We start from the raw sequence: 14,078 nt of genomic DNA on the forward strand, positions 1-14,078 counted from the left end.
ATTGGATGAATGACACTCATACGCTGCCCGATATTTTAGTTGGTCCCTTACTAAGACGCATCAGCACCACACGACTAGTGCTCTGGGTAGTGGCTTCCCGGGCATTGAATATGACGCTGATCCTGCGACCTGGGCAGAGTGATGCCGAATCGATAGGCTTGGCGCATCATTACCAGTGCATTCCCATCGGCCAGCGCGCTTTTATCTATCTAATTGATGTTGAACTTGATTCACCGCTACCCTGCGATGAGCGCATCGAGTACGACCTGCAGGTAGAAACCCAGCAGGGCGAGTGGCGCGCTTTGCCCGAGTGGGCGCCGTGGCTCTGTTATGACGGTGCTGCCTACCCCGCCTTTGTGATTGCGTCACGGCATCACCGCCTGATGCACGGCTCCTGCCGCAAGCCTCATCACGACAGTGCCGATGGCCTGGTGCGCGCTGATAGCTGGCTTGCTGAGCAGCAGTCAGCACCCACCGAGTGGCCCGCTTGGCTGCTGATGACCGGCGACCAGGTGTACGCCGACGACGTGGCAGGGCCGATGCTACGCGCCGTTCATGCGCTCATTGCAAGGCTGGGGTTGGTGGACGAGCGGCTGGAAGGCGCCACGGTCGACGATAGCCAAGCACTCTATCAATCGCCTGACAGCTACTACCGGCGAGCAGAGTTGCTGCCGGATGTCACCAGCAATGCTGCGCTGCGCGAGCGCTTCTTCGGGGGTGTTAAAAAACCGGTTTTTACCTCGGCCAATGCGCAGAACCACTTGATGACGCTGGCCGAAATGCTCGCCATGTACTGTTTGGTGTGGTCGCCGGTGCCCTGGCAAGTGATTGCGCCTGAGGCCCCCGCTTTAGATAAAAAAGACGCCGAACTCTATCGCCAAGAGCAGGCAGTGATCGATGCCTTTGTGGCGGGCTTGCCCCAATGTGCAAGGCTGATGGCACACTTGCCCAGCCTGATGATTTTCGATGACCACGATGTGACCGATGACTGGAACCTGACGGCCGATTGGGAGCGCACTGCCTATGCACATCCGTTCTCTAAACGGATCATCGGCAATGCCTTAGTCGCTTATTTGCTCTGCCAAGCGTGGGGGAACGACCCAGATAAGCTAAATCCATTGGTACATCACGCTTCAACACTTCTGCGTGATGACAGCCAACCACTGGTATGTGCTGAGCAGGATGGCTTCATTGAGCGGGTGCTGCGTTTTCAGGGTTGGGAGTTTCAGGTTCCCGGCACGCCCACCTTAATCGTACTGGATACTCGAACCCGCCGCTGGCGCAGTGAACGCAGCCCTAGCCGGCCCTCTGGGTTGATGGATTGGGAAGCGCTAATGGAGATGCAGCAGGCGCTCCTGGGCGCCAAAAGCGCCGTGATTATTTCTCCCGCACCCATGTTTGGCGTCAAGTTGATCGAGAGCATTCAAAAGCTTTTTACCCTTATGGGTAAACCGCTGGTGGTCGATGCCGAAAACTGGATGGCCCACCGCGGAGCAGCCAATACGCTGCTGCAGATTTGGCAGCACTCCAAAACGCCCGGCAACTACGTGATTTTGTCGGGGGATGTGCACTACTCGTTTGTTTACGACATTGTGGTACGCCATCAGCGGCGTTCACCGCACCTGTGGCAGATCACCTCCAGCGGGGTTAAAAACACCTTTCCGAAAAACCTGCTGAATACCTTTGACCGTTTGAATCGATGGCTGTATGCACCGTGGTCGCCACTCAATTGGTTTACCAAGCGACGCAAGCTGAGCGTGCACCCTCGCGACCCTGACCGCGCCAGCGCCGGTGAACGGCTTTGGAATGCCAGCGGCATTGGCTTAGTCACTCTGGACGAAAAGGGCCACCCTATCGATATTCGCCAGCTTGACGTCGATGGTAGTGAGGTGGTTTTTCCCCCGGCTGAAAAGCCGCTTACCTGAACGGCCCCGTTCTCGAATGCGACAGGGAGCTAACTGCCTGACTCAGCAGTGGATTGTCATGATAACGTCACGAAAATGACGCACGCTTGCCGCCTATCAATCACCTCCAGGGATGGTGCATTCCATAGGTACCACCACCATTGATTGGGGTGGCAGAATAGGGCAGCAGGCAAATGACCGCACAAGAATCGCAGTGGCTGAAAAAGATCATTGCAACAGAAGAGTTGCATGTTCTTTTTCAGCCCATTGTGGATGCTAGTCAACAGGCCGTTTATGGTTACGAAGCACTGATTCGTGGACCTAAGACCTCGCCGCTTCACTCGCCGTTACGACTGTTTGAAGTTGCCACCCAGGCAGGCAAACTGGTGGAGTTAGATATTCTCTGCCGACGGTTGGCGATTCACCGTTTTGCAGAACTTGAGCTGCCTGGCCTGCTGTTTCTTAACGTGATGCCGTTAACCATCGTTGAGCGTGATTTTCGCGAAGGTTTAACCCTTGGTTTTATTCGTGACAGTGGCTTGCCCCCGGAACGGGTAGTGATTGAGCTCACTGAACACGTGCCCATTCATGATTACGAGCTAATGCGCCAAGCGGTGGATCACTACCGGACGATGGGCTTTCAGGTAGCGCTGGATGATCTTGGCGCGGGGCACTCAAGCCTGCGCCACTGGTCAGAGCTGCGCCCCGATTTCGTCAAACTTGACCGGCACTTTATCTCCGGCATCGACCAGGACCCAGCAAAGCGAGAATTTCTTCGCTCGATTCTCGATGTAGCCCGCAGTCTGGATTGCCAAGTTATCGCCGAAGGGGTGGAAACCGCCGTCGAGCATCTCTGTCTATGGGAGCTCGACCGCGGGCTCGCGCTGCTGCAAGGTTTCTATTTTGCCCGTCCCAGCCAGCAACCGCCCTTAGAGCTCAATATGGTGTTGCCTGCGACCACCCAATTAAAAAGCCCCGCGGGGCGCACTGCGCGCTCGATTTTGCGGGCTATCGACGCCATCACGACAGAGTGCGCAGTGCCGGATATTTCCGAGCGGTTTCGCCAACAGCCCGGCTTGCGCTGTGTCGCGGTGCTAGAGAATGGTAAGCCCGTAGCAGTGGTGCGTCGCAATGCGTTTTTGACCCTGTTTACCAACCCCTACAGCCATGCATTGTATGCCAAGCGCCGCGTGTTGGATGTGGCTGATGCACGCATGCTGGTAGCTGATGCCGATACGCCGCTCGAGGTTTTGAGCCAGCAATTGACCGATAGCCGGGATATTGAACAGGAGGACTTCGTTATCGTTAATGCTAACGGTGACTATCTCGGGATGGGCAATATTGTTGACCTACTTCGTGAGATAACCGCTATTCAGGTGCGCCAAGCGCGCCATGCCAATCCGCTGACTGGCCTGCCGGGGAATATCCTGATTAATGAAACCCTGGCCGCTTACTTGGCTGCCGAGCAAGGCTTTGCAGCCGCCTATGTCGACTTAGATAACTTTAAAGCCTTTAACGATGCCTACGGCTACGCGCGAGGTGACCACATCATTATTTCACTCTCACGGCTGCTGCAGGCGCAGGTGGAGAATGCCGGTGGCTTTATTGGCCATATTGGCGGTGATGATTTTATGATGCTGCTACCCCTCGGCCATTGGGAGAGCGTCTGTGACCAAATCTTACGCTCTTTCGAAGTGCTTGCGCCCGGTTTCTATGAAGAGGCTGACCGTCTACAAGGTGGGATTCTGATCGAAAACCGGCAAAACAGCGTGACATTTTTCCCTTTCGTTAGTGTATCAATCGCAGTGAAACCTATTTCTGACACCACCACCTGCAGAGCGCTGGACATTGCCGCTGAGCTGTCTGAATTGAAGCATCAAGCCAAAAAAATTCCTGGGAATAGTCTGTTTGTAGAGCGTCGTGGTAGTTGTTTGAGCCGCTAAAGCGCTATGTCATGAAAGAACCATATCATTAAAAAGCCATGTCATTTTGCGTTAGCCAAAACGTCACCAAGCAGTCATATAAATGCCGCGCCGTTGTCATCTGAAGTGGTCAGGATTGTCGCTATCTTTTAACAACGCTTTAGGTGCCCCATGCAGATATCCTCTTTTATTCATGCGCTTCCCCGTACTCTTATCAGCGCTGCCGTTGCCAGTGCTTTCGCTTTGGCCGCGGTGAATGCCTCAGCGGATCTCTCATCGCGTTATGTCGATAACGATGGCGATATGGTCGCTGATGCACCCAGCGATGAGTCTCAGTGGGTCGATCCCGAAACGCTAGTGTTTGCCTACACGCCGGTGGAAGACCCAGCGGTTTACGCTGACGTATGGTCTGACTTTCTGGAGCATTTAAGCGAAGCAACCGGCAAAAAGGTCCAGTTCTTCCCCGTGCAGTCCAATGCCGCCCAGCAGGAAGCGCTGCGCGCAGGCCGTTTGCACGTAGCCGGTTTTAATACCGGTGGCGTACCGGTTGCGGTCAACTGCGGTGGTTTCCGTCCGTTTGCCATGATGGCGGCAGACGATGGCAGCTTTGGCTACGAAATGGAGATCATCACCTATCCTGGCAGCGGCATTGAGTCCGTTGAGGATCTAGAGGGTCGCCAACTGGCCTTTACGTCTGAGACCTCTAACTCCGGTTTCCGCGCGCCCTCTGCACTGCTGCGCTCCGAGTACGGTATGGAAGCGGGCGAAGATTTTGAAACTGCCTTTTCTGGCTCCCACGACAACTCTATCTTAGGTGTGGTGAACGAAGACTACGACGCCGCTGCCATCGCCAACTCAGTGGCACGCCGCATGCTGGCACGTGATGTTGTGACAGAGGGCGATTACGACGTGATCTACACCTCCGATACCTTCCCTACCACCGCTTACGGGCTGGCGAATAACCTGAACCCGGAACTTGCCGAGAAAATTCAGGATGCGTTCTTCAGCTACGACTGGGAAGGCACTGCCCTTGAATCCGAATTCGCCAACTCCGGTGAAGCGCAGTTTATTCCGATTACCTATCAGGAAAACTGGGCCGTGATTCGCACTATCGCCGATGCTAACGGTGTGACTTACGACTGCGACTGATCGTTTAGGTAGACGGTACTGCTCGGCCAGGAAGGCTAACCTTTCTGGCCGTTTCGCTATATAGACGAGGTGGGAAAAATGTTAACACTTAGCGGCGTAGGCAAGCGCTACCCCACCGGGGATCGGGCGCTAACGGACATTGAACTCACGCTGCCCAAAGGCCAGGTAATGGCGCTGATTGGGCCGTCCGGCGCGGGTAAAAGTACCCTTATTCGCTGTGTAAATCGGTTAGTTGAACCTACTCAGGGCAGCATTCGCCTGGAAGACACCGAGCTGACCAAGCTCTCAGGTCATAAGCTTCGCCACGCACGGCGATCCATGGGGATGATTTTCCAGGAGTATGCCCTGGTAGACCGGCTCACCGTGATGGAGAACGTGCTCTCAGGCCAGCTCGGCTATGTCGGTTTTTGGCGCAGTTTTTTGCGTCGTTATCCCCAGGAAGCGGTGGCGGAAGCCTTTCGGCTACTCGAGCGGGTCGGGCTTCCTCACGCTATCGATAAGCGCGCCGATGCCCTTTCCGGTGGCCAGCGTCAGCGTGTCGGTATCGCCCGGGCGCTGCTGCAGAGCCCCAAGCTCCTGCTAGTTGACGAGCCGACCGCCAGCCTCGACCCGAAAACCTCGCGTCAAATCATGCGTCTGATTCGCGAGCTGTGTGCTGAGCGTGATTTGGCGGCAATCATCAATATTCACGATGTCGCGTTGGCTCAGCAGTTTGCCGACCGAATTGTTGGCCTGCGCGCTGGAAAAATTGTCTTTGACGGCCTGCCGAGTGAGCTCACCAGTGAGATGCTCACGACCATTTATGGCGAAGAGGATTGGGATACGACCCCAGAGCCGATGGACGGCGACACGTCTGACGATACTTCAGAAGTGTCTTCTTACCCGCCTGGTATGCCCGCGATGGCAGCGGGGAGCGCTCGATGAGCGAGTTGGCAGACGCACCCCTAACAGCAGAACAGGCAGAAGGTCAGGCGCGCCAACAAGCTGCTCGGCAGGGCCATTGGCGGCGCCTGCCGCTGATTCATAACCCACGCTTGCGCTGGGGGTTGGTGATTGGCGCGGTAGTCTATTTGGTGTTGGCGCTCGCCTCGGTAGAAGTTAACTGGGCGCGGGTAGCGGAAGGCGCGGGGCGGGCGGTTAACTTCTTGGGCGCCTTTATGCAGCCCGACTTTGTTAGCCGTCAGAGCGATATTGTGGCGGGCCTGATGGAAAGTTTGACCATGACGCTCACCTCTACGGTTTTGGGCGTTTTGCTGGCGATTCCCGTGGGTCTAGGGGCGGCGCGCAATATCTCACCTTTGCCGATCTACTTTGTGTGTCGCGGCATTATTGCCGTTTCGCGCACCTTTCAAGAGATCATCATCGCGATTCTGTTTGTGGTCATGTTTGGCTTTGGACCACTGGCGGGGATGATCACGCTGGCCTTTGCGACGATTGGCTTTATGGCCAAGCTGTTGGCGGAAGACATTGAAGACCTGGATTGGCGTCAGGTAGAAGCCGTGCGGGCCACCGGGGCAAGCTGGTGGCAAACCATGAATCATGCGGTTCAGCCGCAGGTTATGCCGCGTTTGATTGGGCTTTCGGTTTATCGGCTGGATATCAATTTCCGCGAATCGGCGGTGATTGGCATTGTCGGGGCGGGCGGTATTGGCGCCACGCTGAACACCTCGCTAAGCCGCTATGAGTACGATACGTCTGCCGCGATTCTGTTGATCATCATCGCTATCGTACTGCTGTGCGAATACAGCTCAAGTCATGTCCGCCGCTGGACCCAGTAAACGCTTATTAGCCACCCCTGGCCTGTTATTTTTGGAGAACCGCGATGCCCGTATCTACTAGCTCTCAGGGCCTGCCGGTTTGGCGGCGGCGCACCACCCGAGCCCAATGGCTGCAGTACCTGGCGTGGCTGGCGGGTGTCAGCCTGTTTCTACTCTGCTGGAAGGTGATTTCCGATAACACCATGTGGGTGTTTGTCGAAGACGCTGGCCGCCAGGGCGCCGATCTGATTGGTCGCATGATGCCGCCGGAGTGGAGCTATGCCAATGTGCTCTGGAAGCCCATGTGGGACACGCTGAACATAGCAACGCTCGGTACCGTGATCGGCGTCATGATGGCATTTCCAGTGGCGTTTTTAGCCGCGCGAAACACGACGCCGCACCCACTGGTGCGCAGTGCAGCGCTGGTAGTGATTGTGTCATCCCGCTCCATCAACTCGCTGATCTGGGCGATGCTGTTAGTGACGATACTTGGCCCTGGCGTGCTGGCGGGCATTATCGCCATCGCCCTGCGCTCGATCGGCTTTGTAGGCAAGCTGCTTTATGAGGCGATTGAAGAGATTCACCCCACGCCGGTAGAGGCGATTAGCGCCACCGGCGCGAGCCGCATGCAGGTGATGAACTATGGTGTGTTGCCGCAAATCATGCCTGCCTTCGCTGGTATAAGCGTTTACCGCTGGGATATTAATATCCGCGAATCGACGGTTTTGGGTTTGGTTGGGGCGGGCGGTATTGGTTTGCAGTTAAACGCCTCGATCAACAGCCTTGCCTGGGATCAGGTCAGCGTCATCTTTATCATGATTTTCGCTACCGTGCTGGTGTCCGAGTGGGTTTCCGCGCGTGTGCGTCACGCGATTATTTAACCGATAGCGGCATCAATCAACGAGGGCTAAGTATGCGTTTTCCCGATGCGGAGATCACCACCATTGATTTACTGCGCCACGGTGAACCGGTGGGAGGACGTATGCTGCGCGGCTCCACCGATCACCCACTGAGTGAGACGGGTTGGCAGCAGGTGACCGATGCCGTTATGCGCCATGCGGTCGAAGGCCATCTACCTTATGATGCGATAGTCACCTCGCCACTTATGCGCTGCCGTGAGTTTGCGCTGTGGCTGGGCGAAGAGTTTGATCTACCCGTTCAAGTGGAGGATGACCTGGCCGAGCTGCATTTGGGGCAGTGGGAGGGTAAAACCCACGCCCAGGTGTTTGCGGAAGAGGGCACCGAAAGAATGAGTGCGTTTTGGTATGACTCAACAACGGTGTCACCGCCAGACGGCGAAACGATACAGGCCTTTGATGCGCGCCTCGCTGAGGTATGGCAGCAGCTGTTAATCAGTCCGCCCGGTAAGCATGTGCTGGTCGTGGCGCATCTATTTGTCTGCAATGGTCTACTGCGCCAAGTTATTGAGCAGCCGCTTTCGCGGGTGCTGGCAATGGATCTGCCCTATGCGGCGATGAGTCGTGTTCGCCATGAGCGCCATGAGTTGGGTGAGACCACGTTTGTCGAGTGGATTGGGCGTTAACGGTCGTTCACCATGGGCGCCGCCCACCAGGTCTGTACTATCTTCCGCTTTCCTTACTATCTATGCTTTCCTATGACCCCCATCAATAAACGCCACGCTTAGCCCCTTATACTGCGCCATGTTTTGCGATATAAGATGTCGATCGCTTAAATACATTTAATTATATGGCTCGTTGCGGCAAACTTATCCCCACGCGTTACACAACGCGAATTCTAATAATTGAGTACGCCGCTTACCTACCTGACACGTTATAAGTTTGAGGCTAAGCAATGAAAAATATCGTTAACCGCATACCCATGCGGTTTAAGTTTGCCTGCGTGCTACTGCTACCCCTGCTGGCGCTGGCATGGTTCGCTGCTCAGGGCATTATGGAGCGCCGTGCAGCGCTGCAAGAGTTTGACCGCCTTCACGCGATGACCGAGCTCGCCCAGCGAGCGGGGGATGCTGTGCACCAAATGCAGCTTGAACGCGGTATGACAGCGGGCTTTCTGGGCAGTGAGGGCGAGGCGTTTGGCAACCGCTTGCGCGAGCAACGGCCCAAGACCGATGAGGCTGCCAACGCGTTTCAAGCTCAGCAGGCCTCTTTGGATCCAGCGCTCCTGACGCCTGCTGTTCAGCAGCAACTGAGTGAGATTGATGAGCATTGGCAGCGCCAGGCAGCACTGCGTGAACGCGTTAGTGCGTTAGAGATCACGACGGGCGAGGCATTAGGCCACTATACCGGCATTAACGGCCAGCTAATGGCCTTTGTGGGCTCGCTGGCACATCTCACTCGCGAGGGTGATATTACTCGCCAATTGAGTGCGTATTATCAGCTCCTGGAAGCTAAAGATTTGGCAGGCATTGAGCGGGCGCTGCTGGCCAACACGTTCGCAGCAGATGGGATGCCACCGGCCATGCTGCGGCGTTTTTTATCACTGCTTGGCGAAGAGCAGGCTTTTCTGGCTGGTTTTCGCGTTCTGGCGGGGGAGCAGAGTCGCGAGCAGCTTGACCTGGCGTTAAGCGGTGCTGAGATCAATCGGTTGATGGAGCGGCGTGAGCTGGCGATTAGCCAAGCCAGTGAAGGTGGCTATGGCGTCGACCCGGAAGAGTGGTTTGAATGGCAGACGGTAAAAATTGGCCGCTTGAAAGCATTAGAGGACCAAGTGGCCGACGCGGTGGTGACCGAGACAGTGGCGCTACGTCAGGCAGCCCAGCAGGCGCTTTGGTTCTATGCGGTGATTGCGCTGGCCGCGAGTCTATTGGCGATCATCGCCGCTATACTGATCGTGCGCGCGATTACGACGCCATTGAGCCAAGCGCTATCCAACATCGCCACCCGCGATAATGATTTGACCCAACGCTTAACCGTCCCAGGGAGTGATGAGCTTTCCCAGCTGTATCAAGCCTTCAATGAGTCCTCGGCAACGACCGAGACACTAGTGGCTGATATCACCCGCAACGCACAGTCAGTGGCGGTGGCCAGTAACCAGATCGCTCAGGGGAATCAGGATCTAGCGCAGAGAACGGAAGAGCAGTCCGCCTCGCTGGTACAAACCGCTTCAAGCATGGAGCAAATTACCGCGACGGTACGCCAAAGCGCTGATAACGCAAAGCAAGCCCAGCAGATGACCGTCGATGTGGCGCATCAAGCTAAAGAAGCTAGCCTAGTGGCTTCACAAGCTCAGCAGGCAATGCAGCTTATCTCGCAAGCTAACGAGCAGGTCACCAGCATTGTCGGGACTATCGACAATATCTCTTTCCAAACCAATTTGCTGGCGCTCAATGCATCGGTTGAAGCCGCGCGTGCGGGTGAGCATGGGCGTGGCTTTGCGGTGGTCGCTGATGAAGTGCGTAAACTGGCTAGCCGCAGCACAGAGGAAGCCAATCAAATTCGTCAGTTGATTGACAACAATGTGGCGAAAATTGCCGAAGGCGAAACGTTGGTCAACTCGACGAATGAAACCCTGGGGCACATTGCGCAGCGCGTTGAGCAAATGGCTAGCTTGATGGATGAGATGGTCTCTGCCACACACGAACAGTCGGCAGGCATCGAGCAAATTAATCGAGCGATGGCCCAGTTAGAAGACGTCACTCAGCAAAATGCGTCGCTAGTGGAGGAGGTCGCGGCAGCGAGCCGCTCGCTTGATGAGCAAGCCGACGATATGACCCGCCAAATGAGTCGTTACCACGTCAGTGATAGCGACTCGCTAGACCGCCGTCTCGCCATGTCTGTGGCATAGCGAGTGGCATGACGACTGGCAGCCGCTCTTTTGGGCGCTGCCAGTCTCCCTCCTTAAGTTATTACGCTGGCTGCCGATAAGTTACTATGTAGTGCTGCGTACCTAAGCAGTAATGCGGTGTTAATATGCGTTAATATCAATGCCTATTCGAAGGAGGTAGGGCGAAATAGATCTGTTTTTGCTTATCTACGATACTATTTATAAAGAGCAATCTATCTATAACGAACAGTCTATCTATCACGAGCAATGGACGAGGAGAGCAGAGACGTATGTATCAATCCTTGAACCTACCAAAGGAAACTAAGGAACAGTCTTTGCCTCAACAGCTGACCCACCCCGTCGCTTCACTGCCCCATTCGAATGCGATCCCGAGCTTGCCCGCTAGCAGTGCAGCGTCCCCTGCTGAGTCCGTCTTTTGTTATGCTAACGAAGCGATCATTATTACTGATGCGGAAAATCGGGTAGTGGAAGTGAACCCTGCCTTTTGTGAGCTAACGGGGATTACACAGGGCGATGTGCAGGGCAAAACGCCTGAAGCGTTTAGTATTTTACCGCTGGATGATAGCCGCACAACGCGGCTGATGCGCGAAGAGTTACAGCTGCGGGATCGCAGCAAAAGCCAAGTGAGTTATCGTAGCCACGACGGCCAGTTTTATCCTGGCATGATGTCGATTAATCGCGTGCGCAATGAGCACGGTGCGATCGACCACCATGTCATTGTGCTAGCTGATCTTTCTGCCATTCCGGCGCATGCACGCCATCTCAATCGAGAAGTCTATTTTGATGCGTTAACAGGGCTACCCAACCTGCACTTGCTGACGCAATTGATTCAAGAGTCAATGCAGCACGCAGAGGCTAAGCAACTACCGTTGGCGGTGTGTTCGCTGGATATCGATTTCTTCAAAAATATTAATGATCGGCTGGGTTCGTCGGTGGGCGATGCGCTGCTTTCGTCATTTTCACAGCGCATAAGCCATCTACTGTTCGGTGATGATGTACTGGCGCGGGTGGGCGGCGATGAGTTTGTATTGTTACTGCACCACGGCGTAGACGAAGATTTTTTTGAGAAGTTGTTAGCCTCCATTCGCCAACCGCTGATGGTGGATGGTCAGAGTATTCATCTGACGGCAAGTTTAGGAGTGACGCTTTACCCGAATGACCCCGTTCAAGGCGATGTGCTGTTGCGCCATGCCAATCAGGCAATGTATCGCGCGAAGCAGCGTGGTCGCGATACCTTCCACCTGTTTGATCCTACCCATGACCGTTTGCTGCAAGTGCGCCATGAGCAGCGTCAGCGCTTTATAGATGCGCTCAACCATAATGAGCTGTGTCTTTACTATCAGCCCCAGGTTGATATGCGCAGCGGCAAGGTGGTCGGCGTTGAAGCGCTAATTCGTTGGCAGCACCCTGATGAAGGATTGCTGGCGCCTGGTCAGTTTTTACCCATCATTGATACTACGTCGTTAGAAGTAGATTTGGGCGAGTGGGTCATTGAGCGGGCACTTTGCCAACTGGCCGAATGGCAGCTCAAAGGCATCGCACTGCCCATCAACGTGAATATCAGCCCTACGCATTTGTTAGTGAGTAGCTTTAGCCAACGTTTAGCCGAGCTATTGGCATGCCACCCTGATGTGCCGCCATCAATGCTAAAGCTTGAGGTGCTTGAGAGCGCCGCGATGCACGATGTTCAGGCCGCGCTGCACACTATGTCGCTCTGTCAGGCGTTAGGCGTAAGCTTTGCGATTGATGACTTTGGCACCGGGTTTTCGTCGTTAACCCACTTACGTCAACTGCCGGTCAACTTGATCAAAATCGATCAGAGCTTTGTACGCGACATGCTCAGCGACCAAGACGATATGGCGATTGTGGAGAGCGTGATTTACATGGCTAACCGCTTCAGGCGGCCCATGCTGGCGGAAGGTGTGGAAACGCTAGAGCATGCGAAAGCGTTAATGGCGCTGGGCTGCGAGTTAGCGCAGGGCTACGGTATTGCCCGCCCAATGCCTGCTGAAGCCCTGCCGGCTTGGCTTGCGGATTGGCCAACGCGTGCGGAGTGGAAGTCACTGGCCCCGCCTGTCTGTTAAGCGGCCTGCTCTTTAGCCGTTGGCTCTTTAGCAACGGTTTCTTTAGCAGCTGGCTCATCAGTGGGTGGCTTAGCTGCCGTTTCTGACGAATCAGCGGCACCCGCGCTGCGGGCTTGCTCCATTTCACTACGCTGCATGGCCGCTTCTAGCTTAGCTTCAAGTAAATATTGGCGTGCTTGAGCGGCTACTTGATGGTCTTTGGGAGAGGGGTCGGCAGGTGCCATCGCCGCGGCGATCACGGTCTGCATTTTTTCGATAGTCGCTTGGGGGTCATTGGGCACCGGGCCGTAATCAATCGGCACCTCGCCTGCCACCGCGTAACGCTTACCATCGGGGCCCACGTCATACTCGTAGCTAGCGCCGCCGGTATAGGCGCCGCCCGCGACTTGGTGAGCCATCTCGTGCTGGCGTACTTCGCGGTCGGTCTGCTTAAGCTGCTCTAATTGCTGAATCTCTTCCGGCGCCATGGGGGAGCCATCAGCACGCTTGGGGCCAGCGGCGTCGCTGCTATTCTCTTCATGCTTACTGGTATCGCTGGAGGCGTTACGAGACGCTGTATCTTCGTCAAGGGCGCGCTCCTTCGACGCTTGCTCTACACGCGGTGAGTGCGTGTTTGCTGCAGGGTAAGCCCACGCAGTGAGAGACGAGGTGCTGATAGCAGAAACGGCCATAGTTTATTACCGACGCAGTGCGAGTTGGGATACTATGAAGTATTAGCGAGCGATGCCGACAGTGCAAGTCAGCGCTATGCGTTTCGTCGCAAAATCGTTCCATGACTCATTTTGTTACTACTTTAATTACCAGGGCGCTTCGCTATCTCAACCCTGTCCTACTGTCTGTGCTAACCATCCTATGCTCACCATCGATGTCGTCATCAATCTAAATTATGATGAGTGTTTAGCCCATTATGAAGGGCGCATTGCCAATGTGCGTACCCGCAGCGTGGATGGGCGCTGGGTAATCTTTCCTGCCGAGGCGATTCGTCGTGTGGTTAGCCGCGATGGTGTGCGCGGTATTTATCGATTAAGTTTTTCTGAGCAGGGCCGATTTATTAGTATTGATCCTTTAACCGGACGTTGAGCTTGCCTATGCACCGCGATGAAACATCGATCCTCCTGAATGACCTCATTTATTACGTCATTCCCAATTTAAACAGTGCTGAAAAGTTAGTGCTCTCTACGCTAGAAAGCTTAAGTGAAGCGGCCACCAGCCCTCTGGATATACTTAAACGCACGGAGCAGCGCCAAGCGTTTGGGCTGGAGACCCACCGCATAAGAATCAATTTAGAACACTTGCTGAATCGCTATCGGTCCGAGGTCGATGCCATTCTTCGCTCTGAAGGCGAGTATCAAGGGCCAGTCGTAGAGCCTGATCCTCAAGAGGCGGATGCGATACGCAGTGCTAAAGAGATCTACCAACATGTATGTGCTTTCCAGCGAGGAGAACGCCCCCACCCGATTCCTGGGCGGTAAATCACCCGGCACACCTTGTTCGAGC

12 protein-coding genes are annotated in these 14,078 nt (G+C 55.1%); 11 read left to right on the forward strand and 1 reads right to left on the reverse strand.

The window, feature by feature from the left end:
- Positions 1–5: 5 nt before the first annotated feature.
- The 9 genes from ACWI0H_RS01410 (at position 6) to ACWI0H_RS01450 (ending at position 12,581) form a co-directional block, all read left to right on the forward strand.
- Positions 6–1,925, forward strand: coding sequence for an alkaline phosphatase D family protein (locus ACWI0H_RS01410; RefSeq protein ID WP_485874593.1), 1,920 nt, complete (start codon positions 6–8; stop codon positions 1,923–1,925).
- Between the two features lie 173 nt (positions 1,926–2,098).
- The gene (locus tag ACWI0H_RS01415; protein WP_485874594.1) at positions 2,099–3,847 is read left to right on the forward strand and encodes a bifunctional diguanylate cyclase/phosphodiesterase; all 1,749 of its coding nucleotides are present in this window, start codon (positions 2,099–2,101) and stop codon (positions 3,845–3,847) included.
- 150 nt (positions 3,848–3,997) lie between these two features.
- The gene (gene phnD / locus ACWI0H_RS01420) at positions 3,998–4,975 is read left to right on the forward strand and encodes a phosphate/phosphite/phosphonate ABC transporter substrate-binding protein (RefSeq protein ID WP_485874595.1); all 978 of its coding nucleotides are present in this window, start codon (positions 3,998–4,000) and stop codon (positions 4,973–4,975) included.
- A gap of 78 nt (positions 4,976–5,053) precedes the next feature.
- Positions 5,054–5,899, forward strand: coding sequence for a phosphonate ABC transporter ATP-binding protein (gene phnC / locus ACWI0H_RS01425; protein ID WP_485874596.1), 846 nt, complete (start codon positions 5,054–5,056; stop codon positions 5,897–5,899).
- Positions 5,896–6,753 carry a phosphonate ABC transporter, permease protein PhnE gene (gene phnE, locus ACWI0H_RS01430; RefSeq protein ID WP_485874597.1) on the forward strand — a complete coding sequence of 286 codons (858 nt, stop codon included), beginning with the start codon at positions 5,896–5,898 and terminating at the stop codon, positions 6,751–6,753. The genes phnC and phnE (ACWI0H_RS01430) overlap by 4 nt, the downstream gene beginning before the upstream one ends.
- Before the next feature lie 44 nt (positions 6,754–6,797).
- Positions 6,798–7,613, forward strand: coding sequence for a phosphonate ABC transporter, permease protein PhnE (phnE, locus tag ACWI0H_RS01435; RefSeq protein WP_485874598.1), 816 nt, complete (start codon positions 6,798–6,800; stop codon positions 7,611–7,613).
- A gap of 32 nt (positions 7,614–7,645) precedes the next feature.
- Positions 7,646–8,275 (forward strand): histidine phosphatase family protein, encoded by a 630-nt coding sequence (locus ACWI0H_RS01440; RefSeq protein WP_485874599.1) that lies wholly within the window; start codon positions 7,646–7,648, stop codon positions 8,273–8,275.
- 269 nt (positions 8,276–8,544) lie between these two features.
- Positions 8,545–10,497 carry a methyl-accepting chemotaxis protein gene (locus tag ACWI0H_RS01445; protein ID WP_485874600.1) on the forward strand — a complete coding sequence of 651 codons (1,953 nt, stop codon included), beginning with the start codon at positions 8,545–8,547 and terminating at the stop codon, positions 10,495–10,497.
- A 269-nt stretch (positions 10,498–10,766) separates the two neighbouring features.
- A complete protein-coding gene (locus ACWI0H_RS01450) occupies positions 10,767–12,581 on the forward strand; it encodes a putative bifunctional diguanylate cyclase/phosphodiesterase (protein ID WP_485874601.1) in 1,815 nt (604 codons plus the stop codon).
- On the opposite strand, the gene ACWI0H_RS01455 is transcribed toward ACWI0H_RS01450, so the two are convergent.
- Entirely contained in the window at positions 12,578–13,252 is a 675-nt protein-coding gene (locus tag ACWI0H_RS01455; RefSeq protein WP_485874602.1) for a putative metalloprotease CJM1_0395 family protein, read from the reverse strand. The two genes, ACWI0H_RS01450 and ACWI0H_RS01455, sit on opposite strands and share 4 nt — an antisense overlap.
- Before the next feature lie 181 nt (positions 13,253–13,433).
- Between ACWI0H_RS01455 and ACWI0H_RS01460 the strand changes: the two genes are divergently transcribed.
- On the forward strand, positions 13,434–13,661 hold the full coding sequence (locus ACWI0H_RS01460) for a DUF2835 family protein (RefSeq protein ID WP_101145725.1): 228 nt from the start codon (positions 13,434–13,436) through the stop codon (positions 13,659–13,661).
- An 8-nt stretch (positions 13,662–13,669) separates the two neighbouring features.
- On the forward strand, positions 13,670–14,053 hold the full coding sequence (locus tag ACWI0H_RS01465; RefSeq protein ID WP_336275124.1) for a hypothetical protein: 384 nt from the start codon (positions 13,670–13,672) through the stop codon (positions 14,051–14,053).
- The last annotated feature ends 25 nt before the right edge of the window (positions 14,054–14,078 follow it).

This window comes from Halomonas sp. NYA30, from assembly GCF_976980765.1.

Bases quoted from the DNA above. Each gene is read 5' to 3' on its own strand.
- ACWI0H_RS01445 (WP_485874600.1), top strand. From the start codon at position 8,545: ATGAAAAATATCGTTAACCGCATACCCATGCGGTTTAAGTTTGCCTGC.
- ACWI0H_RS01440 (WP_485874599.1), top strand. From the start codon at position 7,646: ATGCGTTTTCCCGATGCGGAGATCACCACCATTGATTTACTGCGCCAC.
- phnD (WP_485874595.1), top strand. From the start codon at position 3,998: ATGCAGATATCCTCTTTTATTCATGCGCTTCCCCGTACTCTTATCAGC.
- ACWI0H_RS01465 (WP_336275124.1), top strand. From the start codon at position 13,670: ATGCACCGCGATGAAACATCGATCCTCCTGAATGACCTCATTTATTAC.
- ACWI0H_RS01460 (WP_101145725.1), top strand. From the start codon at position 13,434: ATGCTCACCATCGATGTCGTCATCAATCTAAATTATGATGAGTGTTTA.
- ACWI0H_RS01410 (WP_485874593.1), top strand. From the start codon at position 6: ATGAATGACACTCATACGCTGCCCGATATTTTAGTTGGTCCCTTACTA.
- ACWI0H_RS01455 (WP_485874602.1), bottom strand. From the start codon at position 13,252: ATGGCCGTTTCTGCTATCAGCACCTCGTCTCTCACTGCGTGGGCTTAC.
- phnE (WP_485874597.1), top strand. From the start codon at position 5,896: ATGAGCGAGTTGGCAGACGCACCCCTAACAGCAGAACAGGCAGAAGGT.
- ACWI0H_RS01450 (WP_485874601.1), top strand. From the start codon at position 10,767: ATGTATCAATCCTTGAACCTACCAAAGGAAACTAAGGAACAGTCTTTG.
- ACWI0H_RS01415 (WP_485874594.1), top strand. From the start codon at position 2,099: ATGACCGCACAAGAATCGCAGTGGCTGAAAAAGATCATTGCAACAGAA.
- phnC (WP_485874596.1), top strand. From the start codon at position 5,054: ATGTTAACACTTAGCGGCGTAGGCAAGCGCTACCCCACCGGGGATCGG.
- phnE (WP_485874598.1), top strand. From the start codon at position 6,798: ATGCCCGTATCTACTAGCTCTCAGGGCCTGCCGGTTTGGCGGCGGCGC.